The 24300-nt window shown below is 61.3% G+C and carries 19 protein-coding genes; 3 read left to right on the forward strand and 16 right to left on the reverse strand.

Going from position 1 to position 24300, the window contains the following annotated elements:
• The first annotated feature begins 48 nt into the window (after nt 1-48).
• On the forward strand, nt 49-936 hold the full coding sequence (locus JIN78_RS01745) for a LysR substrate-binding domain-containing protein (RefSeq protein ID WP_200390205.1): 888 nt from the start codon (nt 49-51) through the stop codon (nt 934-936).
• Here the strand turns inward: JIN78_RS01745 and JIN78_RS01750 are convergent.
• Nucleotides 933-2348 (reverse strand): glycosyltransferase, encoded by a 1416-nt coding sequence (locus JIN78_RS01750; RefSeq protein WP_200390206.1) that lies wholly within the window; start codon nt 2346-2348, stop codon nt 933-935. The two genes, JIN78_RS01745 and JIN78_RS01750, sit on opposite strands and share 4 nt — an antisense overlap.
• 166 nt (nt 2349-2514) lie before the next feature.
• Between JIN78_RS01750 and JIN78_RS01755 the strand changes: the two genes are divergently transcribed.
• A complete protein-coding gene (locus tag JIN78_RS01755; protein WP_200390207.1) occupies nt 2515-5004 on the forward strand; it encodes a protein kinase domain-containing protein in 2490 nt (829 codons plus the stop codon).
• 106 nt (nt 5005-5110) lie between these two features.
• Here JIN78_RS01755 and JIN78_RS01760 read toward each other — a convergent pair whose 3' ends face one another.
• The 6 genes from JIN78_RS01760 to JIN78_RS01785 form a co-directional block, all read right to left on the reverse strand.
• Entirely contained in the window at nt 5111-6037 is a 927-nt protein-coding gene (locus JIN78_RS01760) for an ROK family protein (protein WP_200390208.1), read from the reverse strand.
• Nucleotides 6038-6126: 89 nt separating this feature from the next.
• Nucleotides 6127-7278, reverse strand: a complete 1152-nt coding sequence (gene carA / locus JIN78_RS01765) for a glutamine-hydrolyzing carbamoyl-phosphate synthase small subunit (protein WP_200390209.1) — start codon at nt 7276-7278, stop codon at nt 6127-6129.
• Nucleotides 7279-7422: 144 nt separating this feature from the next.
• Nucleotides 7423-8130, reverse strand: coding sequence for a PEP-CTERM sorting domain-containing protein (locus JIN78_RS01770; RefSeq protein ID WP_200390210.1), 708 nt, complete (start codon nt 8128-8130; stop codon nt 7423-7425).
• Nucleotides 8131-8238: 108 nt separating this feature from the next.
• The gene (locus tag JIN78_RS01775; protein WP_200390211.1) at nt 8239-9507 is read right to left on the reverse strand and encodes an OmpP1/FadL family transporter; all 1269 of its coding nucleotides are present in this window, start codon (nt 9505-9507) and stop codon (nt 8239-8241) included.
• Nucleotides 9508-9594: 87 nt separating this feature from the next.
• Nucleotides 9595-9912 (reverse strand): hypothetical protein, encoded by a 318-nt coding sequence (locus JIN78_RS01780; RefSeq protein WP_200390212.1) that lies wholly within the window; start codon nt 9910-9912, stop codon nt 9595-9597.
• Between the two features lie 45 nt (nt 9913-9957).
• Nucleotides 9958-10608 (reverse strand): class I SAM-dependent methyltransferase, encoded by a 651-nt coding sequence (locus JIN78_RS01785; RefSeq protein ID WP_200390213.1) that lies wholly within the window; start codon nt 10606-10608, stop codon nt 9958-9960.
• Between the two features lie 148 nt (nt 10609-10756).
• Between JIN78_RS01785 and JIN78_RS01790 the strand changes: the two genes are divergently transcribed.
• Complete coding sequence (locus JIN78_RS01790; RefSeq protein ID WP_200390214.1) at nt 10757-11887, forward strand: phosphotransferase enzyme family protein; 1131 nt, start codon at nt 10757-10759, stop codon at nt 11885-11887.
• 104 nt (nt 11888-11991) lie between these two features.
• Here JIN78_RS01790 and lysA read toward each other — a convergent pair whose 3' ends face one another.
• The 9 genes from lysA to JIN78_RS01835 all read right to left on the reverse strand — a co-directional run bounded on the left by lysA (nt 11992) and on the right by JIN78_RS01835 (nt 24257).
• Nucleotides 11992-13281: a diaminopimelate decarboxylase gene (gene lysA / locus JIN78_RS01795; RefSeq protein WP_200390215.1), complete on the reverse strand. Its 1290-nt coding sequence runs from the start codon at nt 13279-13281 to the stop codon at nt 11992-11994.
• A gap of 170 nt (nt 13282-13451) precedes the next feature.
• A complete protein-coding gene (locus JIN78_RS01800; RefSeq protein ID WP_200390216.1) occupies nt 13452-14699 on the reverse strand; it encodes an ATP-dependent Clp protease proteolytic subunit in 1248 nt (415 codons plus the stop codon).
• 99 nt (nt 14700-14798) lie between these two features.
• Nucleotides 14799-16193, reverse strand: a complete 1395-nt coding sequence (locus tag JIN78_RS01805) for an efflux transporter outer membrane subunit (protein WP_200390217.1) — start codon at nt 16191-16193, stop codon at nt 14799-14801.
• Nucleotides 16194-16212: 19 nt separating this feature from the next.
• On the reverse strand, nt 16213-19578 hold the full coding sequence (locus JIN78_RS17665; protein WP_200390218.1) for an efflux RND transporter permease subunit: 3366 nt from the start codon (nt 19576-19578) through the stop codon (nt 16213-16215).
• A gap of 21 nt (nt 19579-19599) precedes the next feature.
• Entirely contained in the window at nt 19600-20823 is a 1224-nt protein-coding gene (locus JIN78_RS01815) for an efflux RND transporter periplasmic adaptor subunit (protein ID WP_200390219.1), read from the reverse strand.
• A gap of 97 nt (nt 20824-20920) precedes the next feature.
• Nucleotides 20921-21559, reverse strand: a complete 639-nt coding sequence (locus JIN78_RS01820) for a TetR/AcrR family transcriptional regulator (protein WP_200390220.1) — start codon at nt 21557-21559, stop codon at nt 20921-20923.
• 84 nt (nt 21560-21643) lie between these two features.
• A complete protein-coding gene (locus JIN78_RS01825; RefSeq protein ID WP_200390221.1) occupies nt 21644-21892 on the reverse strand; it encodes a hypothetical protein in 249 nt (82 codons plus the stop codon).
• 15 nt (nt 21893-21907) lie between these two features.
• Nucleotides 21908-22861: a D-2-hydroxyacid dehydrogenase gene (locus tag JIN78_RS01830; protein ID WP_200390222.1), complete on the reverse strand. Its 954-nt coding sequence runs from the start codon at nt 22859-22861 to the stop codon at nt 21908-21910.
• A 133-nt stretch (nt 22862-22994) separates the two neighbouring features.
• Nucleotides 22995-24257 (reverse strand): HEAT repeat domain-containing protein, encoded by a 1263-nt coding sequence (locus JIN78_RS01835; RefSeq protein WP_200390223.1) that lies wholly within the window; start codon nt 24255-24257, stop codon nt 22995-22997.
• Between the last annotated feature and the right edge of the window lie 43 nt (nt 24258-24300).

Raw genomic sequence — 24300 nt, forward strand, 5'->3', positions numbered from 1 at the left:
GTGGAAAGGATTGCAAGAGATAAGTTTCTCTGTTATGACTGAAAAATCATGAAAGGAGTGACTCTGGCGAGGCTTGCGGTGTTAGAATCTCTATCTGAATCTGTTAGCTTAAATCAGGCGGCGGGCAATGCGGTCCGGCAGTCCCAATTCAGTCATCAGATCAAGTTGCTGGAAAAAGCGACCGGTCTGGTGTTGGTTGAGCGGGTCGGGAGGCGGCTGCGTCTTTCCCGGAAGGGGTATGAGGTGTTGGGTCGTTACCAAAAGCTGATGAGGGAGATTCAGGGGGAGTCCATTGAAGGGGATTGCGAAGAGGTGACCATTGCGGGGGGAGAGATGGCATTGGTGCAGTTTGTGATTCCTGCTTTGGCGCCGTGTTTGTTGCCCGATTTTCCTGCTATGCGTTTGCGAAATATGCGGAGCGCGGAGGCGATGCAGGAGTTTCGGCGCGGGGTGGTCGATATTGTCTTGAGTTCGAGCGAGCCGCCCAAGGAGGTGGGGCAACGCTCGCTGCGGTTGCATCAGGGAGATTTTCTTGCTCTCACTCGGCGGAAGTATCCCGCCGCCAAGCGGGTGATGGTTTCAACTATCTTAAAAGAGCGTCTGATTCTCTTGGAGGGGGTGACCCCGCTCAGAATGGCGTTGGAGCAAGCTGCTGAAAGGCAGGGAGTCCGTTTGCAGATTGCGGCTTTGTGCTCAACCTACGAGCAGGCTCTCGCTTTGGCGGCGCAGAGTTCTTTCATGGCAGTGGTGCCGGGCCTCTGCCGCCCCTTGGCCAAGGACAATGGCTTGGGGATTCGCAAGTTGGCGGGGGATGATTTGCCGGATTCAGAGATTTGGCTGATGCATCGCGAGCAACCGGGCGCGGGAGCGCAGCAGGTTCTGCGAGCCTTGCGGGTTGGCCTTGGTCCTTGCGCAGGGAGGCGAGGGGATGACTAGTCGCGTAGGAAGTGGAAGCGGGTGGGGGAGAGAAATTGGCCGAGAACGGCTTCTTTGGGGAGCCAGCGGGGAGCTTGCCGGGGGGCGGTGAGAGCGGTGTGGTAAAGGCTGGCCAGTTGCTCCTGGGAGCGGGGCAGGCTGTAGGCTTCCACTTGTGCGGGGGTGGCTGTGGGCTGCTCCTGCGCGAGGGTCGCGGCCAGCCACTGGCGCAAGGAGTCCAGATAGGGGGCCTGGCCTTTGAGCACTTGCTGAATGACTGTCTCCTGGTGGTCTTCGGGCAAGGCTCCGAAGTCGACTTCGTTCCCGCTGGTGAGATGGGCCCATGCGGCGGTGAGGTCTTCGTCGGATAAAGGGAAGTTATAGTTTTGGTAGTTTTCTTGCAGGCGGGATTGCAGTTGTGCTTTTAGGGCGGAATGATCAAGAGCGGAGAGAGGGATGGGAAGGTGTTGATAGAAGCGCCCGGGTTCGATGCCATGGGTGCGGAAGTCGGAAGTGATTTCCGGGAGGTCGCGACCAAAGAGGGGTTTGCCCCGCAGGGCGGGCTCGAGGTAGGCGAGTCCGAAGCCTTCTGCGATGGATGTGGTCACGAGATGGGTGGCATGGGAGACCCAGGTGGCGAAGTTGCTTTCTTTCCCCGGACGAGGGGGCAATCGATCGGTGACGTCGAAGAGGACGGGGAGGTGGTTTTCCTTGGCAAAGGCCACCCAGCGGTCGTGTTCTGCCTGCCAACGGGGATTCTCGGGGGCGAGGGAGATGGCAAAGCGGGTGCCCGGGGGGGCGAGGGCGGCGAGGAGAACCATTTCGCCCAGATTTTTTCTGCGAATGCCTCGCACCGGGTAAAGGACGAGGGCCGGGGTGTTGCCTTCGGAGAGTGCGGGCGCGGAGTCCGCTACCACGGCATTGGGCAGGAGGTGGCTTTGGCTTTCCGGGAGTCCCGCTTGTTTCAGGAAGCGTTGGTCGCGGCTGTTGATAAAGGCGTAGTGGATCTGGGGGGCCAGGGGGTAGAGGTGCTCCCCGGTGAGGAGGGGGTAGTTGTGGGGCCGGTTGTCTTCAGCGAAATCGTGCAACTGGAGAATGAAGGGGGTGCCGCTATGGGCGAGGTCGCGGATGAGCCCGGGGAAGCCGGCATGCTTGCCCAAGGTGGCATTATGCAGGTGCCAGAGGTCGGGCTCGCCACCCATCTCCCGGGCGAAAGCGGCGCGAAGACGGGGGAAGAGGGGGGAGGAGTCCGGAGCGGGCTCGCTTTGGTAATCGAGTTCGGGGAGGGTGAGGTGGGGGAGGGCCTTGGGGGCAGGTCCGGCGGAAAGGACGCGGTGGGAGATGCCGAGGCTGCTGAGAGCCTGCGATTGATTGGCAACGACTTTGCTGACTCCTCCCGTGCGGAGATGGTAGTGGACGAGCGCGGCTTTCAACGGGACCAGTGAAGGGCAAGTGGAGGGGAACTGCAATGCGGTCCTTTGGCAAAATGGCTCCGGGAGGGGGATTTCCCGTCCGGGGCGTTGACGGGTTGGGGTCGCTTGGCCAGACTACCCGGCCCGGTGGGAAGAAATTTCCCCAGGGAGTAATTGATATTTGGCGATGAAACCTTCCCTCCCCGGATACGAAACAGGTGATCTCATTGGTGAGGGCGTGTGTGGTGCCGTCTGGGCGGCCCGGGATGAGAGTGGTCGCGCTTGTGCCCTGCGGGTGCTGGATACCCTTTCGGTCAATTTCGACCTCGCGCGTGAACGGGTCAAGCGCTTGCCTCCGGAGTTAGCGCTCTCCTCTGGGGTTCTTCCGGTTGAAAAACAGTTCTTTGCGCAAAAGCCGGTGGTGGAGGTGAGCCCCTTGGTGGGGGGGGATGCCCAGGAGCCGCGGACCTTGCAACGGCAGTTGGGCGGGTATTTGGCAACTGCGGAATCCCGGGAGCTGGTGCCGCACTTGGCGCGGGCGTTGGCGACATTGCATAGTTTTCAGATCGCCCATGGTAATCTGAAGCCGGGGAATATCTTCCTCATTGCGGAGGGTGGGGTGGCGGTAGCGGACTATGGTTTGGGCTGGATGCCGGGGATCGATGTTTTGGAGTTCACCGATGCCCTTCTCTACATGGCTCCCGAGCAGTTGGAAGATCCCTCCGGTTACCTGCATGGGGCGGGCTATCGCTGGGATGTTTTTTCCTTCGGGGTGTTGGCCTATCGTTTGTTGGAGGGGTGTTTTCCGCGTTTTGACGTCTTTTTCTCCGATCTGGCCCCTCCGGCAGGGCAAGACCGGGGACCGGCCTATGACCTGAATTTTGAGGAACTGGCGAGTCTGCTGCGAGCCGAGGAAGTGCGTCCCTGGGAGGGGGCGACGGACGAAATTTTGCGTGGGGTGGTAGAGCGTTGTTTGCATCCTGATCCGGAAAAGCGCTTCCGGGATATGGTTGAGCTTTGCGAGATTTGGGACTGGGAAATCCAGAAGGCGGAACACGCCGCGGAAGTGGCCGAGATGGCGGCGGCCCACGCGCAGGAAGTCTTTTCCTTACAAGAGGCCCAGGCTAGCGAGCTTGCGGGTTGGAAGCAGAAACTGCGGCGCACCCGACGGATTAAGAATACGCTGGGGGCGGGTTTCCTGCTCAGCTTGCTGGCGGGGGGAGCGACGGCGGTGACTTGGTCCGGGAGGGAGGAGACCCTGGCGGCCCGGATTGCGGATTTGCAGAAGGAGACTTCCCGCGCGCTGCGCAGTGAGGAGGCGGCCCGGCTGGCGCGGGAGGAGGCTGAGCGCGAGCGCCAGGTGATGGCCGCGCGTTTGGCTGAGAGTGAACAGGATGGCGAGTTGCTGGAGGCGGGTCGCGAGCTGCTGCTGGATTGGGCTTTCCGGGAGGGGGGCGATGGCTTGCCTGTTTTACAGGGGCGGCAAGAGCGCCTGGAGGAGCTGGATGCGCAATATGAGAAGCTTTTGCAGAGGCAATCGCCGGGGGTGGAGAAATGGGGGGAGCGTTGGCGGACGGAGCGGGCCTTGCTGGCGCTTGCCCGGGGGGATTGGCAGGCGGCCCGCGAGGGAGTGGCGGGAGAATTGGGTCAGCTGGGGGCGCGGGGGGGCGTTCGTTTGCTGGTGAAGGAATCGCTCGTGCAGGCTGTGGACCCCGGGGACCTCGCGCGCGTGCGGGAGGGGGTGGCCGCGATGGCTGAGGAGCAGGAGCGGGCTTGGCTGGCTGCGGTTCTCGATTTGGTGGCGGTGCGTTCCCAGCTCCACTTGGGTCAGGAGGAAGAAGCTTTGGACGCTCTTCTGGCGTTGTCCGAGCGGGTGGCCGAGCTGCCAGTGGCAGGCGAGGCGGGCTTGATTTCGCTGTGGAAAATGCGTCTGCGTCGAGAGGCTGCCGAGGTGGCGGTGGGGGTCGGTCGCGACGAATTGGCAGCGGATCTTCGGGAGCAGGTGATCTCCGTGTTGCGGACGAGCCTGGAGGCCGAGGCTTTGTCGCCACAGATGGAGGCTGCTCTGCGGGAGCAATTTATCTTGGCGGCCGAGGGCTTGGGGGAGGAACTCTATGCAGAGGGGGAGCTGGCTGCGGCGGCAGAGCTAGCCAGGGAGGCCATCGCTCTCGCTCCGCCTGAGCCCGGACCCCGCACGGCCATCTCGCTGGCGGTCCAGCAGGCGGTGTTGGCGGGGATTGCGAGGGAAAAAGGAGAGCTTGAGGAAGCGCGCAGCTATTTGCAGGACGGTCTGGAGTTGATTGGGGAACCCTTTGCCGATCCCGCTGAGGAACGGTGGCGGAAATACCGGCGGGCGGTCTTGCAGTGGCAATTGGCGGCCGTGCTGGGGCAGAGCGACGATGGCGAGGGGGAGCAATCGGTGGGACAAGAAGCGCGCGAGCTTCTGCAGCAATTGCTGGCCGGGGGGGACCGGGCTCCCAGTGCCCGGGAGATCCACCACGTGCTCGGCTACCTCTGTGGCGATCTCGCCCGGGCCCACCAGGGTGAGCAACGGGAAAAATTGTTAGAGACCGCAATCGCCTCTTGGCAAGCCCTGCTCGCTCTCGACCCGGAAAATCCGGAATATCGGGCCGGGCTGACCTGGTGCGAGAAGCTGCTTGCTGGCGAGGTGGAGTGAGCGGAGGGCGGTCGGACAGCTGGAGAATGCTTGGCTCGCCATTCTGCGACCGTGAACTTGAAGGAGGAATCTCGCTTCCTCCTTCAGCGAGAGCCATTCACTGGCTTCAGAGGCGTTCGAGGGCTTGGTTGGCTGCTCCCAGCATACCGGCCTCATTGCCAAAGTGGGCGGGGAGAAGTTGGAGATTTTCTTTGAAGGGTTCTCCGATTTGGGAAAAGAGTTTTTCCTTGAGGGGGAGAAACAGGAGATCGCCGGCCTTGGAGACCCCTCCACCGATGATGATGGCCTCGGGATTGAGCAGAAAAACGGTTGAGGTGAGGGCACAGGCAAGCTTTTCGGCAATGCCGTCCCACACCCGGAGAGCGACCGGATCGCCCTCGAGGGCGGATTCGGCGAGGGTTTTGGGAGAGCAGTCGTCGAGGGAGAGACGGTGGCCGGCCTCGCGGTAGAGCTCCCGGGCGCGCGCCACAATCTCGTTGTTGCCGATGTATTCTTCGAGGCCGCCATGGTTGCCATATGGGCCGGTGCGGCCCTTGTAATTGATGGACACGTGGCCGAGCTCCGAGCCCACTGAATTGGCTCCGCGGGCCAGTTTGCCATCGATGACGAGGCCGCCGCCCACCCCGGTGCCAAGGGTGAGAGCCACCAGGTGGTTGAAGCCGCGTCCGGCCCCCAGCTTCCACTCCGCGTAGGCCATGGCATTGGCATCATTGTCGATGGTGGCGGGCAAGCGCAGGCGGTCCTCCAGTTCCTTTTTCAGGAAAATATTGGTCCACCCTTCCACATTGGTCAGGCGATGGACCCGACCGGTGGGGAAGTCGACAAAGCCGGGCATCCCTGCTCCCACTGCCGCGATGCCGGGGAAACGAGCCCGGAGGGCCTCCGCCGTGCGGGCGATATCATCGATGAGAGGGGGCGCCGAGGTGTAGTCCTGGGTGGCGATGGGGGGGGCTTTGTCCAGAATTTCCGAACCTTGCACCACCCCGATTTTTACCGTGGTGCCCCCGAAGTCGATGCCAATTGCCTGTTGCATGGCGCGACCTTAGCGACTCTCGGGAAGAGGGGGAGGAGAAATTCCGTCGTCCTTGCCATCACCTCTCCCGTCGATTCGAGGGAAGGCCCTCAGTTGGCGCGGTGCTCCTCGATGAGCTTGGCGAAGTCGCTGAAGAACTCGCGCTCGTCGTTCGGGCCGGGAGCGGCTTCCGGGTGATGCTGCACGGAAAAGACCGGTGCCACCGTCGAGCGAGTGCCTTCCACCGTGTTGTCGTTCAGGTTCCGGTGGGTCACTTCGGTATCGGGCGGGAGGTTGTCGCCATCAGTGGCAAAACCGTGGTTCTGGGCGGTGATGGCGACTTGGCCGCTGCGCAGATCCTTGACCGGTTGGTTGCCGCCGCGGTGACCGAACTTCAGCTTGTAAGTCTTTCCGCCGCAGGCGTGGGTCAGCAGCTGGTGACCGAGGCAAATGCCGAAGAGAGGAGTCTGACCGATGAGTTCGCGAATCTCGCTGTGCACGTATTCCAGTGAAGCGGGGTCCCCGGGGCCGTTGGAAAGAAAGACACCGTCGGGATTCATGGCCAGCACCTCTTTGGCCGGCGTGGTGGCTGGCACGACGGTCACGTCGAAACCTTCCTGGCGCAGGCGGCGCAGGATGTTGCGTTTGATGCCGAAGTCGTAGGCCACAATCTTGTATTTGGGCTCCTCCAGAGGCAGGTAGTTGCCCTCGATTCCTTGGGAAGTGGAGGGGATGGTCCACGGGCGCGATTCGCCTTCCCAGTGATAGACTTTGTCGGTGGTGACTTCCTTCACGTAATCCGCGCCAAGCATGGAAGGGGCGTCTTGGGCCGCCTTCACCGCTTCCTCGGCAGAGAGTTCGGTGGTCAGGCAGGCCCGCATGGCTCCCGCCGAGCGGAGGTGTTTGGTCAGGGCCCGGGTATCGATGTCGTCGATGCCGATGACTTTGTTTTCCGCCAAATAGTCGCTGAGAGTCTGCTGGGAGCGCCAGCTGGAGGGGATGTCGCAGAGTTCGCCCACCACGAATCCGCGCACATGAACTTGGTCCGATTCAGCGTCTTCGGGATTGATTCCGTAGTTGCCAATCTGCGGGTAGGTCATGGTCACGATCTGGCCACGGTAGGAGGGATCGGTAAGAATCTCCTGATAGCCGGTCATCGAGGTGTTGAAACACGCCTCCCCGGTGGTTGTTCCTTCGTGTCCAAAAGCGGTTCCTTCAAAAACCCGCCCGTCTTCCAGTGCCAAAAGAGCCTTTTTACGCATCGCGAGAGCGGAGCATGGACCCGGATTCGGTGGCTGGCCAGAGTTAATTGCGAAAGTCTGCGCGAATCCCTGTCCGTGAGAACGGAAAAAGCCTTTCCACCCGCGTGGAAAGACTTTCGGGATGGTGGGAGAGAGAGCGGGGAATCAGCGGCGACGGCGCAGAAGGCTGAGACCGCCACTGGCGACCAACAGCAAGGAGGAGGGCTCGGGGATGGGGTTCACCGTGATGCCGAAGTCCATATTGCGGGTCCATGCGTTGGTGCCGGCATCCAATCGGGTGAGTTCCCAAACGATAGAATTCGTGGCCGCAAAGTCGGCGTTACTGTTATTGTAGTCGTAGCTGCCGGTTCCATCTGTTGACAGGGTGATGACTTGGCTATTGACCGTTCCTTCGGTGACCAAGCCCTCCACATCGGTCGAGGAGGATTGGCCCAAACCGGCTCCGGTGAAACCGTCAAAAGTAACCGTGTAGGATGAATCTTCCGGGGTCGCTGAGACGAAGGTGAGAGTGAGGGTGTTGCCGACTTGCCAAGTGTTACCGCTGGCGTCTCGGGGCCGGAGGCCTTGGCCATTTTGGTTGATGCCGTTTGCGGCGTTGGTAGCCAGGTTGAAGACGAGATTGACGTCGGTTTCAGAGAGCCCGGTCCAAGTTAATTCAACATTGTAGGGAGCGGAGTTTTGATTGGAGGCGTAATCATAGCCTGAAGTGAAGACGAAGCTTCCTTGGGAGGCTGTTCCCTGAGTGATTCCCGCGCGCAAGTCGAGATTTTCAACTGTGTAGCTTGCTCCTTGTGCGCAGGCGAGGGTTCCGGCGAAGAGGGCGGCCAACTTGAAAGTGAAATGAGTGTTCATGGCTATTTGGGTGGGGGTCAATCCGAAGACCCTGCACCTAGGCCATGTGCGCCAAACTCAGCTTGTGCAAAGTTTGTTGCTTTTTAGTAACGGAAAGAGACTGTTTTTTTAAAAACTCCCGCTGAGGCCGAGAGAGAAGAGCTGGATGTCGCCTTCGGCCTTGCTGCGCGTATCGATGAGGCCTTTGTCGTTCTGACCCAGAGATACCGAATCGATGAAGATGTAGCTGTATCCCGCATCAAGAGTGAGATGTTCGTTGACGGCATAGCTGGCACCGATGCTGAGCCAGAAGCGATCACTGTCCGGAATGCGCAGATTGCGGTTCTCATCATCGACCGGGCTTTCGTCAAAGGCGATTCCCGCGCGGAAGGTCCATTGCGAGTCGTGGGAATAGGTGGCGCCCAGGGCATAGCGGAAGGAGTCCTCCCAATTTTGCGGGGTGCGCAGGCCGGCATTGATTGCCGCGTCCACTGCCGCATTGCCGGTATCGACTTTGGGTTCGAGAGCTTCGAAGCTGCTCCATTGGGTCCAGAAGACATCGCCATGCAAGGACCACTTCTCGTTGAGCTGGTGAAAGAGGCTGAACTCGATGGACGCGGGCAATTCCAGGGCCAAGTCTCCCGGGACGGTGGCCCCGCCCACGATGCTGCCATCCACCTCTCCCTCCAGATCGAGATCGATGGCAGAGCGGTAACTCAGCCCGACCCGGGTTTGTGGCGAGAACTCGTAGAGGAGGCCCAGATTGTAGCCGAAGCCCCAGTCGTCACCTTCCAGTCCAAAGGAGGGAAAGGCGGTGCCGGTGACGGCGTGGGCGGTCAATTCTCCTTCCGCATAGAGGGCATTGAAGCCGCCCCCCACGAGCAGACGGTCGCTGAGGCGGAAGCTGAAACTCGGGTTGAGGTTGACGCTGGTGATTTCGGAGTCCTTGGTCCCCATGAGGTTGGCGTCGGCGGAGTCATAGCTGGTGCGCAGTCCATAGGTGGTGTAGAGGCCCAGACCGAGAGCGAGATCGTCGGTGACGCGCTTGGTGGCGTAAAGGTAGGGCACCCAGGCGGACTCGGCAATGTCGTCAGCCTTGAAGGAGGGACCGTCATTCCCTCCCCGCAGGGCCGGGTAGTAGGTGACATCCGCGCCCGGTTCGATGTAAGTCACCCCACTCGCAAAGTGCCAATCGCCGCCCAGCAGCAGCAGCGCGGCCGGATTGGAGGATAGGACGGTGGCATTGTCCGCGATGGCCGCTTCCCCCGAAAAGGCTCGTCCCAATCCTGACGCCGAGCGCTCGGACAGTTGAAATCCTGCTCCCGGCAGTGAGGGGGTGCTGGCGTAGAGGGCAAGGAGAAGGGAGGCCTGGGCGATGCGGGCAGGGGTCGTTTTCATGGATGGCAGCACGGGGACGAAAAAACCGTCCTGCCAACTTGCCCAGAGCTTCCCGGTGAGGTCAAGACTGCAAGGGGGGATTTTCCCTCATCCCGCGTAGAAGTGCTGCACGAGAAGGCCGATAGCGGTTAGCAGCCCGAGGAAGGCGTAGAGGGAGGGCCGTTGCTTGAGGGCGCGGCCTCCCGCCGAAAGCACCCGGGACCAGAGAATGAGGAGGTAAAAGAAAACGACGGTGAAGGCGGCCCCGACGAGGAAAGGCCGCAGCCCGCCATGGGCCAGCCAGTGCACGAATTCCAACAGAAGGAAACCACCGCCGAGGAGAATCACCGCGCCCACCAGAATACGGAGAAATGCGTCCAGTTTGGGATCGGGGGGGAGAGGCTGGCTCTCGTCTTCGTGATACATGGCCTCACCTTATCGCCAAAGCGCCCTCCTGCAAATGCGGCTTTTTCAGACCAGGATACGGGGCAAGTCCTCTCGGGGCTCTCGTGAGAAAACGGCGAGATGACGGTCGACGGATTTTCCCGCGGTCTGAAGGACGGGACGGGAGCGGGGATTGCGCACGGTGGTGAGGCGGTGGGCTCCCAGCGATTCCAAGGCCGAGAGCGCGAGGAGGTGCTCCTTGTCGAAGTAAGAGGTGATGATGAGGAGTCCGTCTGGGCTGAGCTGGTGGAGCGCGTGGTCGAAGAGTGTGGTCCACAGCTGGGGACCGTTCCAGAAGTTTTGGTGGCGGAAAAAGGCAAGGTGGGTCGGGCTTGGGATCTCCCGCAATTCAGGCAGCTTGGAGGCATCGAGGGTGAGAAAGCGAGCCTGCAGGCGGGAGGATTGCCCCTGCTGGGCGGACCAGCGGGCCGAGGCTTCATCCAGCTCGGCAGCGCGGATGTCGATGCCGGTGAAGCGGGTCTCGCCCAGAGGATGGGAGAAAAGGTCGGCGAGGAGTCCGGTCTCATCCGATCGGCCGCAAGCGAGGTTAAGAACATGCCGATCGGGCGGGAGTCCGGGGCTCAGATGGGGCACGGCATGGCTCTGCAGGAGCAGGCGCAGCGAGGCCAGATCCTCGGGAGTTTCGCGGTAGGAAAAAGGGCGGTTCGGCAGATGCACGTTGCCGGGAGCTAGACAGGCGGGCCCTCTTTTGGCGAGCCGGAATGTCGCCTGCCTGGTGGGGAACCCCTGGGATTGGCCGCGCTGACTCAGGGAGACAGTCTTGGGGATTGTCAATTTGGTCAACAAACCCTTAGCCTGCGCTTTCGTGAGTGAAAAGAGACCTATCGAACGGATCGAAGAGATTGCCAATTTGTTCGCGATCGAGGGCCATTTGATCGAGGCCGAGGAAGTGGAGACTGGTCTCATCAACTCCACCTGGTTGGCCACTTATCAGAATCCGCGTGGGCAATGCAGCCGCTTCATTTTGCAACGAATCAATGAAACGGTCTTTGGCGATCCGCTGGAGGTGATGCGCAATGTGGAATGCGTGACCCGGCACATCAACGAAAAGGTCCTGCGGGTGAAAAAAGACTTTGGCGGCCACACCCTCAGTCTCTATCCCGGGCGCAAGGGCTCCAGTTTCGTGAAAGGGCCCCACGGGGGGATTTGGCGTTGCTACAACTTCATCGAAGGCTGCCGCACCTATGATGTGGTGGAGAACACCCGCCAGGCTTATCAAGCCGGACATGCTTTCGGGGCTTTCCAGGATTTGGTGAGCGACCTGTCTCCCCAGGAAATCATCGAGGTGATTCCCGACTTTCACAACACTCCCAAACGCTATGAAAATCTGCTACAGGCCGTGGCGGTGGATGAGTGCGATCGGGTCCGGGAGGTGCAAGCGGAATTGGCATGGATCGAATCCATGGCTGGCGAGATGGACAAAGTGACCAAATTGGTGGCGGCCGGAGAACTCCCTGTTCGGGTGACTCACAATGACACCAAGATCAACAATGTGCTTTTCGATATGAATTCCGACGAGGCGATGTGTGTGATCGACCTCGATACCGTCATGCCGGGGCTCTCTCTCTATGACTTTGGCGATCTGGTGCGCACCTCGACCAATCCGGCGGCGGAGGATGAGCGCGATCTGGAGAAAGTGTGCATGCGCATGCCCATCTTCGAAGCGTTGGTGGAAGGCTATCTGGAGGCTGTGGGGGAGGAACTCACCCGGCGCGAAATTGAGCTGCTGCCCTTCTCCGGTTGTCTCATCTCCCTGGAGCTGGGGATGCGCTTTCTGACCGACTACTTGTCCGGGGACCGCTACTTCCGGGTGAAACGGCCGGGCCAAAATCTCGACCGGGCCCGCACCCAGCTGAAGTTGGCTCGCGAAATCGCGGCCGCCGAAGACCGGATGCAGGCCTACGTGGATAAGGTGGCGAGCGCGTTATTCGCCTGACCGGGAACCTTTGAGAGAGCGGAAGCCCGCCAGGGGCCTCCGGTCCGGGCCGAGGGATAGCGGAGCCCGATGCCCGCAGCACCCTCTCATTCTCCACTCCGGGCTTAGAAAATCTCTTGAGCCAAGAGATCGTCGAAGGTCTGGCGCTTGCGGATAATGGTGGCCTGGTCGCCATCCACGAGGACTTCGGTGGGCAGGGGCCGCGAGTTGTAAGTCGAGCCCATCACCGCGCCGTAAGCGCCCGCCGACATGAGGGCGAGCAGCTCTCCTTCTTGAAAGTCCGGCAGTTCCCGGTCTTGGCAGAAGAAGTCGCCGGTTTCGCACACCGGACCGACCACATCAGTTTTCACAGTGCTACGGGGACCACCTTGGCTGAGAGGCACGATCTCATGGTAGCCCTCGTAAAGGGCGGGGCGGATGAGATCGTTCATTCCGGCATCGACGATCTTGAAGGTCTTGGCTTTGCCCTTTTTCTCATAAAGGCAGCGGGTCAGCAGGACGCCGGCATTGCCGACCAGATAGCGGCCGGGTTCGAGGAGAATTTTGAGGCCGAGAGGCTGGAGGAGAGGCACCAGCACGGCGGCATACTCCTCGGCAGTCAGGGGCTTGTCGCCAGCGGCGTGGGCTTCCCACCACTTGGGGCTGCCGGACTCCAAAGCCGGATCGTAAATGATGCCGATTCCTCCCCCGATGGAGAAAAATTCGATGCCATACTTGGCCTTCAGATCGGCGGCCAGAGGGGCCACCTTGGCCACTGCATCGTGGAAGGGCTGCACGGTAGTCAGCTGCGAGCCAATGTGCATTTGCAGCCCCTTCAAGGCGATGTGCTCCATCTGGGAAGCGCGCTCGAAGACTTCGCCAATCACCTCAAAGTCGATGCCAAACTTGTTCTCCGATTTGCCGGTGGAAATGTATTTGTGCGTTTTGGCGTCGACATTGGGATTCACCCGCACCGAGACGGGCGCTTTCTTGCCCATCTCGCCGGCCACTTGATTGATGAAGGCCAGCTCGGCTTCGGACTCCACATTGAAGGCGTGGATGCCGAGTTCGAGAGCATACTCGATTTCCTCCCGGGTCTTGCCCACCCCCGCAAAGGTGCATTTCGCCGGATCGCCGCCCGCCTTGACCACGCGGAAGAGCTCGCCCCCGGAGACGATATCGAAGGAAGCGCCCATTTCCCGCAGCAGGGCGAGCACGGCCACATTGGAGTTGGCCTTCACCGCGTAGGCCACTTCGTGGTTCAGGGGAGCGAGAGCCTCATCGAGACGACGGAATTGATCGCGAATGGTGTTCGCGGAATAGACGAAAGTGGGGGTGCCCTGCTGCTCTGCGATCTCGACTAGGGAAACCTGCTCGGCATGAAGGGAATTGTCGTGGAAAGAAAAGTAGTGCATGGCGTGAATGGGCGCGCACTATGGGCTGCTGCTGCGGCATCAGCAAGCGGCGAAGTTGTCAAGCGGCTAGGCCAAAGGGGAAGCTTCCGGGAGGGGGGCTGAGGGGATAAAAAAACGCCTGCTCCGGGGAGCAGGCGTGGGAAAAGGTTCGGGGGTGGATAAGGAGGGCCTTACTTGGCGAACTGGTAGTAGCCGTCGGGATTGTAGAGGTAGAGCATGTCCTTGGGATTGAGCCGCTCGAGAAGGTGATCGGCCTTTTCCTCAGTGGTGGCGGAGGGGGCGGAAGGCGCGCTCTTGCTGTCGGGATTCTTCAGTAGGGACGTCTCCTTCATGTTGGTCACCACATGGTCGACCCACTTCAGCTTGACGGCTTGGTCGGCGAACTCGGTCCAGTCCCCGGTGACGGTTTGCTGATACATGCGTTCGATAAATTTTTCCTTAGTGATGCCCATTTTCTCGGCCACGGGGGTGGCGAGGCGGCTCCACCATTCTTCCATCTGGCGGGTGTGCTCACGGGTTTCGGAGAGGTTGCCGTAGCTGCCGGCCAGGACCTGGTGATGCAGGAGGACGGTATCGGGGAAAGCGAAGGAGCGCTCGGCGAGGGTGGTGATGCCGGCCGCCATGGAGGCTGCGAAGCGCTTGACGACCACGTAGACGGGGGCTTCCGAGCCGTGCATGGCTTTCAGGATATTGAGGCCGGACATTACAGAGCCGCCGGGGGAGCTGTCGATGACGATGAAGATGGGGTATTCGGTGGTCTTGTTGTTGAAGTAGTTGATGCGCTCGGTGACGTGATCGGCGGTGTCGGATCCGATGGGGCCATTGAGGGCGATGCGGCGGTCGGAGATAACGAGGGTGCCGTCCTCTTGCAGGGGATCCTTGAGGTAGACGGGCTTGGCTTTGGCGTAGCTGGCGAGCTGGTTGTCAGCTTCAATGGTTTTGACGATTTTCTCCTTTTTGGAGAGCTCGAGACCAAATTTGGCCTGCTGGGTCTTGAGCTGGGAGGTCATCTTTTCAGCCTCCATCTTGGCCTTCTGGGTCTCCAGGTTGAGGGCGGCGGTCTCGGCTTGGAACTTGGCGGTCTCTTGGGCGAGGGCTTTCTTCTGCTTCAGCTCGGCGAGGGCGAGTTCTTCGGTGAGCAGTTCCTTCTCCAATTTGAGGCGGGCGACCTTGGAGCGCAGATTGGCGAGTTCCTTTTTGGATTTCTCGGCGGCAAGGGCGTTTTCCAGTTCGAGCTTGCTCTTGGTTTCGGCCATCTTTTCGGTGGGAGATGGCTTGCTCTTTTTGGCCTTTGGAGGGGTGTCCTTTTGAGCTTTTTCAGCGGCTTTTTCCTTTGGGGAGGCTTCTTCCGAGGCCGCAGTGAGCGGCGCGGCAAGGAGGAGAGAGGAGGCCAGAACGAGGGCTCGGGAAGTGGTCATTTTCATAATCAATAAACGGAAAGACAGGGTCTAATCAGAGTCAGAAACGTCTCTCGACGTGATTTTTTTGCAAAAAAGAGAAAAATGTGGGTTAGGGGGCTATTTGGCGGCTTTCCACTCGCCGCCGAGAGCCTGGATGAGGTTGACGGCGGCCAGTTGGCGGGCGAGTTCGGTCTGGGTGAGGAGGCGCTCCTGCTCCAGGGTCTGGCGTTCGGTCTCGGTGACCTCGAAGAGGGAGTCGAGGCCGCCGTCGTAGCGCACGCGCACCAGGCGGGCGGTGCGCTGGGAGGCCTCGGCGGCCTTGCGCTGGGAGGCGAGGGCTTGCTCCAGGGTGCGGGTGCCGAGGAGGGCGTTTTCGGTATCGCGGATGGCTTCCAGCATGACCTGGCGGTAGTTGGCGAGGGCTTCGCGGAAGCGGGCCTCGGCTTGCTCGCGGTCGGCCTTCACGCGCCCACCTTGGATGATGGGGGTGAAAAGGCCCGCGCCGGCCGAGTAGAAAACGGAGGCGGGGTCGAAGAGGTCGCTGGCGTCGAGAGCACTGGTGCCGCCGGTGCCGGTGAGGGTGAGGCGGGGGAGGTAGGTGGCGATGGCGAGGCCCACGCCCTCGTTGCTGGCGGCGAGGCGGCGCTCGGCAGCCACGATATCGGGGCGGCGGCGGAGAAGGTCGGAGGGGACCGCGCCGGGGATGGACGGGATGTGGCCGTCGCTCACCCGGGTGGCGAGGGTGAAGGTGGAGGCGGCCTCGCCGGTGAGGGCGGCGAGGGCATTCTCCAGCTCGCCGCGACGTTGGGCGAGGCGGGCAATCTCGGCCTGGGTGGACTGGTATTCGGTCTCCGCGCGGGCGACGTCGAGTCCGCTGGAGGTGCCGGTCTTTTGGCGGGATTGGAAAAGGGAAAGGCGCTGCTGGCGCAGGTCGGCGGTTTGCTTGAGGAGGGCCATCTCGCGATCCAGGGAACGCAGGGTGAGGTAGTTGCGGGCCACTTCGCCTTTGAGGGAGAGGAGGGCGGCCTGGTAGTCGGCTTCGCTGGCCTGCAGGTTGGCCTCGGCTTGCTGGACCTGGCGCCGGATGCGGCCCCAGAGGTCGACTTCGTAGTTGAGGGTCAGGCGGGCATCGTAATCGCGGTAGGCCCCTCCGGAGGGCATGTTGGTGTTGCGGCTATCGAGCTGGTGGGCCCCGGCGAAGTCTCCCACGAGGGTGGGGGTCTGGTCGGCCTTGGAGAGTCCCAGCACGGCGCGGGACTGGTCGATGCGGGCGAGGGCGGCGGCGAGGTCCTGGTTGTTCTTCTCAGCCACGTGCAGGAGGCGGTTGAGTTCGCTGTCGCGGAAGGCGGCGTAGGGGTCGCCCGGGGCCGGGGCGGCGGGCCAGTTGGCGTTCTTGAAGGCCTCCGGCAGGTTGTCGGTGGGCTTATGGTAGTCTGGGCCGACGGTGGTGCAGCTGCCGAGGGCGAGCAGGGTGGTCAGGCTGATGGCGAGAGCGGGCAAGGGGCGCGACATGGTTTTCGGGAAGATGAGGTTAAGCGTGATCGGGTTGGGTGTTTTCGCGGTGAGCCAGGTTCAGGACAATGCTCAGGACGGCGGGCACCAGGAACATGGTGAAGATGGTGGAGACGGCGAGGCCGCCCACCACTACCGCTCCGAGGCCGCGGTAGAGCTCCGAGCCCGAGCCGGGCAAGACCACCAGGGGCAGCATGCCGCCAACGGAGGTCAGGGTCGACATCAGAATGGGGCGCACGCGGGAGCGCACCGACTCGCGAATGGCATCGTCCGGCAGCATGGTGGGGTCTTCTTCCATGAAGTTGAGGGTCTGGTGCACGATGAGGATGGCATTGTTGACCACCACTCCGGCGAGGATGATGAAGCCCAGCATGGTGAGGACATCAAGTTGCTGCACCGGCATGTAGGGATCGGAAAGGGACCATTGATGCACGAGAAAGAGGCCGAGGAAGCCGCCAAAGGTGGCCAGGGGGACCGAGAGGAGAATGACCAGCGGGTAGGACCAGCTCTGGAAGAGGATGACCAGCAGGAGGTAGATGACGAAGAGGGCCAACACCACGGAGGAGGTGAGGGTCTTGAAGAACGTGCCATCGCCCACAAGAGCGGTCGTGATTTCGGCCAGGGGGCCGGCCGAACCGGCGATCTCCACCGTCACCCCGGGGGCGACCTGTCCCGCTTCCTTGAGCTGTTCGACGAGTTCGTCGACTTGCGCAATGGCGGTCTCCAGGGCCAGGCCGGGAGGGGGGGTGACCTCCAGGGTGACCGCGCGGAGGCGGTCCACGTGGCGAATCTGGTCCGGCCCTTGCACCCGCTGGATGGTGGAGAGCGAGCGCAGGTCGGTGACCTCGCCCCTGGCGGTGGCCACCGGGGTATCGAGGAGGCTTTCGAAGGGGCGTTCGGAGAAAGCTCCCTGGTTAATGAGCTTGATGTCTTTCAGCTCACCATTCTGCTCGTAGTCACGGAAAAGCAGGATGCCTTCGCCGGCTGCTTGGGTGGCGAGGCCGAGGTCGGTGCGGGTGAGCCCGTTTTCGCGCAAGCGCTCATCGTCGGGCTGCAGCCGCACCTCTTCCACCGGCAGGGTGAAGTTGGGGGGCGAGGACTGCAGATTGTAAGGGCCGAACTTGCCGATGAGAGCGCCGAGGAAGGTCCCGGCGGTGCGGCTGATATCGTCGAGATCGTTGCCCCGCACATCGATCTTGATGGCCGAGCCTGTGGTGCCCGCGACGCGGAAGAGGGGGGCTTGGAAGGCAAAGCCCATGGTGTCGGGGATGCCCGAGATGGCCTCCTGCAAGATGTATTTGGCATCGATGGCCCGCTTCTTGTCCTCGGAACGAATGACCTGGAACATGCGGCCCTCGAAGGAGACGAGGAAATACTGCGATACGGCCGGGGGCATGATTGTTTCCGGGCGACCGGGCTCGGGGGGCATGACCGCGACCTCGTGGCGCTTGTCCACGCCTTGGGAGGGTTCGCCGCGGAGGACGCCTTCGATCTCGAACTTGTCCTCGGTGGATTCCCAGAAGGGGCGCACTTTTTCCTCAATGCCGGCCCCGATGTCGGACATTTGCTTGAGGTTGTAGGTGGGCGGGGGGAAGAGGAGACTGAGAATAATCTCGCGGTTTCCCTTCGGCAAGTAGTCCCGGGGGGGCAGCAGCTTGGCCGTGCCCACCAGGGTGAGAGCGGTAAAGCCGATGACTACGGCGGTGCGGGTCAGCCAGTTGGCATTGATGCGCGCCACGCCACGCGCCACCATGTCGGGCATGTGGTTGAAGAGCCACAGCAGGGGCGCGAAGGGAAGGCCCAGAATGCGGAAAAAGGGATTGGAAAAAGCCTTGTCGAAGGCGCTGGGCTCGCCGTCAGAAGACTTCTCCTTCAAGAAGCGTGCCGCCGCCGTGGGGATGACGGTGAGGGAGACGATCATGGAGAGGCCGACAGCTGACATGATGGCGAGGGCGATATCGCGGAAGAGTTGGCCCGCCGTCTCTTGAATCATGAGGATGGGGGCAAAGACGATGAGCGTGGTCATGGTCGAGGCCAGGACCGCTCCGGCCACTTCCTGGGTGCCTTTGAGAGCTGCTTCGGCCGGTTTTTTGCCCAGCTCGAGGTGGCGGTAAATGTTTTCGATGACCACGATGGCGTTGTCCACCACCATGCCGATGGCAAAGGCCAGTCCGGCGAGGGAGATGATGTTGATGGAGCGGCCGAGGGCGACGAGGATGACCAGCGAGGTGACGATGGAAACGGGGATGGCGATGGCGATGATGCCCACCGTGCGCAGGGAGCGCAGGAAAAAGAGGAGGGTGATGGTGGCGAGAATGCCCCCCACGAAAATGTTCGATTTCACCAGCTCGATGGCGTCTTCCACATAGGTGGTGGAATCGTAGGTTTGCACGATTTTGAGGGTGCCATCCATGCCGAGATTGATGGCCTCTTGTTCGAGAAGACCGCCGGGCTTGTTCAGTTCGGCGAACTCGGCCTTCAGCAAGCCCATGGTCTCGAGGAGGTTGGCGCCGCGTTCGAGCTGGAAGTTGAAGAAGGGCATGCGGTTGCCCCGGGCGCGCACCCAGGAGGTGGGTTCCTTGTAAGACATCTCCACAGTGGCGATGTCACCCACGGTCACATTGCCGGCCTCCGTGCGGCGGATGACGGTCTCGCGAATGGACTCGGGGTCATCGAAGCGCCCGGTGGCCCGCAGGCGGAGGTCGCGCTTGCCGTCCTCGATGCGTCCGCCCGAGAAGTTGGCGTTGGCGCTCTGGATGGCGCTACGCAGCTCGGAGTAGGTGATGCCGCGCTGGGCTAGGGCCTCGGGATCGACCCGGATGTGGAGCTCCGACTGCACCGCGCCCCGGATGCCGACTTGGGAAATACCGTCGATGCGCTCGAAGCGGGGCTTGATGCGGCGCACCATGAGGTCGTAGAGGGTCTCGGCGGGGAAGTCGGGGTCCGAGGACGAGAGGCCGGCCCAGGCAATCCAGTCCACGGACTCAATATCGATGGGCTCCACCACCGGCTGCAGCACGCCGCTGGGATAGCCGGGGACTTCGTCCAGTTTTTGCAGCACTTCGGCATTGGCTTTCTCGATATCGGTGCCGGTCTCGAACTCCAGGCGCACCGAACCTTGTCCGGCGGCCGAGGTGGAGATCATGGAAGTGAGACCCGTGACCTCACCGAGCACTTTTTCCTGCTCCTCGATGATGTCGGACTCGATTTCTTCGGCGGAAGCGGATTCCCAATTGGTGGTCACCGAGACCACCACGGAGGACACCTCCGGGGTCATGCGCACGGGCACGAGGGAGATGGCGAGAATGCCGGCAAAGACGGCGAGAAGCACGCCTACGGAGACGCTGATCGGTTGCCGCACGGCGGCTTGGATGAGGTTTTTCACGAGACAGAGAGCGGGAAAAAATTAGTTGGCAGCGGTCTGGGGTTCGGCAGGAGTGATGGCGAGGGAGGCTCCGGCGCGGAGACGTTCGTTGCCATCGGTCACCACCAGATCGCCTTCCTGGAGGACGTCACTCTCGATGTAGGTGATGCCATCTTGTTGAAAGAGAACAGTGACCGGGAGCTGTTCCGCGATGGGAAGGCCGCTCTGCTGGGGTTGGGCGCGGTAGAGGGCGCGTCCGGCGTAGGTGGTTACGAGCGCGTCGCTGGGCACTGCCAGGCGCTCGCTTTCCTCCGTCACGGGCAGAAAGGCGGAGGCCGCCAGACCCGGGACCAGTTCGTCACGCGAGTCTTCGATATCGGCGATCACGGTCAGCACGCGGGTGACTTCGTTGGCCTCCGGCACGGGGCGCAGGTTGGTCGCCGGGTAGTCGCGGCCCGCCACCTCGACCACGATGTCGCTACCGCCCACCGAATTGGCAAAGCGCTCGGGCACCTGCAGCCAGGCTTCCACGCGACCGGAATTGACGAGGGTGAAGGCGGTCTGGCCCGGGTTGAGCCACTCGCCGGGCTCGATGTGGCGAGCCACCACCCGGCCGGCGAAGGGGGCCCGGATGACGAGGTCGTCCTTGCGCACTTGCAGGAGATCGAGCGCTGCGGCGGCGGCCTTCAGGGAGTCCCTGGCCGATTGCTCCTGGGAGCCGGCTACCTTCTGGGAGCGTTCGGCATCAAGGAATTCCGCCTGCGAGATGGCTTTCTCGGCGAAGAGCTTTTCCTTCATGCTCAAGTCCGTCTCGTTGCGTTCCCGCTCCGCCTCGCGCTGGGTGATGAGGGAGCGGGCGGCGGTCAGACTGGCCTGGGCTTGGGCAATCTGGGCGTCGAGGCGACGGGCATCGAGCCGGGCCAGCACCTGATGCTGCTCCACGGTATCGCCTTCATTGACGAGAATCTCAATGACCGCTCCGTCCTCGCGGGCGGCGACATCGGCCCGGCTGACAGCCCGGATGGTGCCCACCACCCGGTGGGTATTCTGGGAGGCCCGCGCTTCCACGCGGGTCACCTTGACGGTCGAGGGGGGAGGTCCCTGAGGGGCCTCGCCGCCACCGGCCGTGGCTCCGGCGGGTTCTGTCTTTTGCAGAGTGCGCAGACCAATCCAGACTCCCACCGCGAGCAGGGCGGCGAGGAGGAGAAAGCGGAGCAGGCGCCCGCCGGTTTGTTTCTTGGTAGCAGAGGAAGATTCCGAACTCATGGTTTGTGATGGTGATTGGGTGAGAGGCGTGGACTCCGGGGCAGGCCCGTGGGAGGAGAAGGGCGCGGGCTTATTCCTGAAATTGATAGATTATTTGCTAGTTGTTTGTCGGGGTGGCTAGGGAATCGGGATGGAGGGGGATTTCTAGACCAGTCAGTCGGGAAACCGCGCTGGGGAGTTCGGCCAAGGGGTGGGCGGAGTTTTCGATCCGGGCTTGGGTGAGGGCCCCTTGGGCGAGATTGAAGAGATTGCGGGCGGTTGCTTCGGGGTCGGTAATGGTGGTCAGTCCGGCGGCGTTACAGTCGCGCAGGGCGTTGGCGAGGTAGGCGTGGATGTGACCGAGATGCTCGCGCACCTTGGCGCTGACCTCAGGCTCGGTGGTGGCCGTTTCCTGCCCGATGTTGAAAAAGGGGCAGCCCAGGATGCGGCCGCATTCTTCTTTTTGACGCAGGGTTTTCTCGTAGCCGTAGCGCAACCAGTTGACAAAGCGCAGGTCAGGCGGGGTCGAGGCCGAGAAGAGAGCGTCCCAGCGGGGGCGGCTTTCCTCCTGCCAATGAAGCTCGAAGGCCGCCACCGCCAGCTCGGATTTCGATTTGTAGAAATGGTAGAACGAACCTTTCTTGACGCCCGCCTTCTCGCAAATGGCATCGATGGTGACGTGGGTGTAGCACTGCTCCCAAATCAAGGTGATGAGGGCTTCCTGCAGTTGGCGGGGGGCGGTGGAGGTTCTTCCCATGGGCGGGCGCACCTTAGTTGACGAAAGGGTCAAGTAAAGCTTTTTTGACTCTTTCGTCGAGAAAAGGAGCTGCAGGCGTCTTTCTTACTCCGGCAGAGCGGGTAGGAGGGAAAGAAGCATTTGATAGCGGGCCAAGTCGAAGCCCCGCTCCTCGCGGTTCATTTTCTCGATTTCATCCGCCAGGCAGAAGGCCAGCATGTAGCGGGCTTCTTCTTCCTCAATGTCTTCTTGCGCGAGGAGGTGCTCGTAGGCCTCTTTGACAAAGGGGGTCTCCGGCGATTGCAGTTGTTCGGCGATGGCGGGCAGGAGAGCGAGGATTTCGGGATCGTCCATGATCGTGGGCGGTGCTTAGTTGACTTGGTTGGTGGTCTCGCCGGAGAGGTAGGCTTCCAAATTGGCGAGCAATCCGGCGAGCAGGCGTTGACGGGCTTCAAGGGCGCTCCAGGCAGTGTGGGGGGTGAGGACGAGGTTCTTGGCCCGTAGGTCGGCGGCGAGGAGGGGGTTGTTTGGGGTGGGAGGCTCGACCGAGAGCACGTCCAGTCCGGCTCCGGCCAGCTTGTCCTCGCGCAGGGCTTTCGCCAGCGCGGGCTCGTCTACCAGTCCCCCGCGTCCGGTATTGATGAGATAGGCGCTGGCTTTCATCAGGCCCAGAGTCTCGCTGTTGATGAGTTTGGCGGTCTCGTCATTGAGGGGAGCGTGCAGGGAGATGACATCCGAGGTGGCGAAGAATTCCTCCCGCTGGAGGCGGGGATACTCACTGGGCGAGGCTCCCTCGCGGGCGAGCGCCTGCACCGACATGCCGAGGGCCTCGGCCACGCGGGCGACTGCTTTTCCCGTGTCTCCCAAGCCTACGAGGCCCATCGTTTTTCCCGCCAGCTCCACCACGGGATAGTCCAGCGAGGAAAAGATGGGGGACTGGGACCAGCTTTGGATCTCGGCATCGAAGCGATGGGCCCGGGTGACGAGGTTGAGGAGAAGGGCGAAGGCGTGCTGGGCGACCGCAGCCGTGGAGTAGCCCGCCACATTGCAGACGGGAATGCCGCGGGCGGCGGTGGCGGCGAGGTCGATGTGGTTGAAGCCGGTAGCGGCGATGAGGACCAGTTTGAGGTCAGGCAGCTGGGCGATATTCTCCGCCGTCAGCGGCACCTTGTTGGTCACCAGAACGTCGGCTCCGGCGGCGTGGTCGGGGAGCTGCAGGGGAGTGGTGGTGTCGTGGAACGTCAGCGGGCCGAATTTCTCAAAAGGCGAGAAATCGAGGTCGTCGCGGTGGAGGGTGGAAGCATCGAGAAAAGTAATCTGCATGACCCACCCTAACGAAAACGAGCCCACTGGCAAATTCGGACTGCAGTCCCTTAAGCCGCCCGATGGTTTGCGATTGTTTACCGGAGGGGGCTTTACGAGCGGTGAGTGGAGCTCGCGGGAGAGCCTGTCGTCCTTACCGAGAATCCCTCTTTAATTCTCGAATCCGCTGGGTGACTACGACGTGCAAAAGACTTCTCACTTCGGGCTTTTGTTTCCGAGCTTTGCCTAACAGCTCTTTTAATTGCGCTTGCGTCTTGATGGCAGAAAGAATGTTGACTGCGGATTCGCGCTTGGATTCCGATTCGTCGTCTAGGTAGAGGAGAACACGGTCCATGACGGGGCCGGTGCAAAATCGTGCGAGGCCTTCTGCGCAATGGGACTCGACGCCTGAAGGGAGCTCAACTTCAAGGCCGCGAAAAAGATATTCGATGACATCGGGATTTTTGCTTTTTGCGAGGAAAGCGGCAGCCCCCACTTGAGCGGAGCCCGTTCGGATCGCTGGGACCTTGCCGCGGGCGATATCGATGAGTCGTTCGAAAGCTCCTTTCTTTCCTAAGGGCGCGTAGTGAGCGTTCAGGGCTTTGATGAGTTCTTTTTCGAAAGGAATCCAGTATTGCACTCCATCCCGGGAGTTGGGGTCAGTTTTGGAGCGCAATTTCGAAAAAGATTCGAGCATCTGCCTCTCTCCTTCAGGGAGGGGAAGCGGCCCTCGGGGTCCCTCTCCAGCGGGAAAGACCTCATTTTCCCTTATATAGTAATCGAGAAGGCTCTGAACGAATTCGAAGGAAATTGTCGCTACCGGAGTCTTACGAATCCGGGGGACTGCCGGGTTGCCAGGACCTGGATAGTAATCCAAATTAGTGAAGAGTGTGGTATCTTTTTGGTCTAGAGTGAGTCTGAGGAGGTGGGGTTCGCGGTGCCATTCCAGAATGAGAGTGTTGGTTTGGGCCCGTTCGTATCGAAACCGGTGGAAAGCCAGAGGTTCGGCTTCGGTCAGGATTCCGATTTCAGAGATCCATTCTTTCAATTGGCCTTGGGTTGGGGGAAGCCGAACGGAAGACAACGACACGTTCCTCAGGCGATCATCCTCCCAAAAACAATCAATTCTCTCCAAGTAGTGTTCGGAAGGGGTTTCCCCATAGATGTGAGGAAAGCTACGGACTTGCTGAAACTTCAGATTGGGGAAAGCCTGAATGATTTCTTCGCGGGTCATCTCTTTTTTCAGATTGAAAAAGGAAACCGGTAGGAAGCTTTCCAAATTGGCAGACTCAATGGGGCGTGCGAAGACGCTCGGAATGTCAAAGACTTGAGTCGGCCTGTCCTCCTGGCCGCTCGCAATGCTGGCGACTACAAGGAGAAGCCAAACAAAATTGAGAGAAATGAGACGACGGTTCATGAGTTCGGGATTCTGATGATGAGAGTATTTCTTAGCATTTTTC

This window comes from Roseibacillus ishigakijimensis (assembly GCF_016595415.1).
Taxonomy (GTDB): domain Bacteria; phylum Verrucomicrobiota; class Verrucomicrobiia; order Verrucomicrobiales; family Akkermansiaceae; genus Roseibacillus; species Roseibacillus ishigakijimensis.